1 protein-coding gene is annotated in these 1,433 nt (G+C 63.0%); it reads left to right on the top strand.

Annotated features, from left to right (window positions below; all coding sequences use genetic code 11):
* Positions 1–227 precede the first annotated feature (227 nt).
* Positions 228–1,415 carry an ArsA family ATPase gene (locus DAT35_RS08745; RefSeq protein WP_108066488.1) on the top strand — a complete coding sequence of 396 codons (1,188 nt, stop codon included), beginning with the start codon at positions 228–230 and terminating at the stop codon, positions 1,413–1,415.
* The last annotated feature ends 18 nt before the right edge of the window (positions 1,416–1,433 follow it).

Below are 1,433 nucleotides of genomic sequence, written 5' to 3'. Positions count from 1 at the left end.
CACCCGGAACCCCCCACCACGAGTGCTTGATTCTCGAGCCGTCTGGACGCGTCCCACGGAGGACATCACCTACGGACTATGGGGTCGTATCAATCGCGGCTTTGACAGTGTATTTTCTAGGACGCGAGCGCCGAGCGAGTCAATGCTTTTGGTGTGTATGGGTCTTGCTGCCAGTGAAGTCCACTGTTAGGGTTCCGCGCCGGACCGGATTGGACTGACGGGGGCCCATGACAAGAGTCATTCTGATTTCAGGCAAGGGCGGTGTTGGAAAGACAACTGTCTCGGCGGCCACCGCCGTGGCTGCCGCGAAGCAGGGCTACCGCACGCTGGTCATGTCTTTCGACATCGCGCACAGCTTGTCGGACAGCTTCGATCTCGACCGCAAGCTCTTCGACTTCAACGAAGGGCTGCCCCACGAGGTCGCGCCCAATCTGGAGGTGCAGGAGATAGACATCCAGCACGAGCTGCGGCGCCAGTGGAGCGAGGTCTACGACTATATGTCTGTCCTCCTGTCTTCCTCGGGCGTCTCCGACATGGTGGCCGAGGAAGCGGCCATCCTCCCGGGCACCGAGGACGTCATCTCGCTCATGTACCTGAACAAGTACGTGAAGGAGGGACGCTACGACTTCATCGTCGTGGACTGTCCCCCCACGGGCGAGTCCTTGCGGTTCGTGAACATCACCAGCACGTTGCAGTGGTACATCCGGCGGCGCTTCAACGTGGACCGTACGCTGGTGAAGCTCGCGCGGCCGCTGGCCACCAAGCTCACCAATTACGATCTGCCGGAGGACACCTACTTCGCGGCGCTCGAGCGTCTGTTCGGGCAGATCCAGGGCATCGAGGCGCTGCTCACCGACGCGAACCACACCACGGTGCGTCTGGTCTCCAGCGCGGAGAAGATGGTGATGCGCGAGACCCAGCGCGCCTACCTCTACTTCAACATGTACGGCATGACGGTGGACCAGGTCGTGGTCAACCGCATCCTTCCGGCGATCCGGCACCTGGAGCAGTGGAACCAGGCGCAGACCGCCTACGTCGAGCAGATCAAGGACTACTTCGAGCCCCTGCCGGTGGCCCGGTTGCCGCTGTTCGAGCAGGAGGTCGTCGGCCTGGAACGGCTGGAAGCGCTCGCCGACAAGCTCTTCCAGGGTGGAGACCCCACCGAGCGCTACGTCCATTCGCCGCCCTACCAGTTCACCAAGAAGCAGGGAGGACGCTACGGGTTGAGCATCCGCATGCCGGGCGCCGGCCGCGAGGAGATCGTCCTCGACCGGCAGGGGGATGATCTCATCGTGCGCGTGGGGAGCTTCCGTCGGCACATCATGCTGCCTCGCTCGGTCGTGCCGCTGCAGGCCGTGGACGCGGTCCTGGTGAAGGGGACCCTGAAGATCGATTTCGCCCACCCCAAGAAGTAGCGGGAGCGAGGAAAGCGG

Origin of the sequence: Vitiosangium sp. GDMCC 1.1324, assembly GCF_003044305.1 — a bacterium.
Lineage (GTDB): Bacteria > Myxococcota > Myxococcia > Myxococcales > Myxococcaceae > Archangium.
This window is presented reverse-complemented; position numbering and strand designations above follow the sequence as displayed.

What these genes read in the sequence shown, in the direction of transcription:
- DAT35_RS08745 (WP_108066488.1), top strand. Translation starts at nt 228, where the DNA reads ATGACAAGAGTCATTCTGATTTCAGGCAAGGGCGGTGTTGGAAAGACA.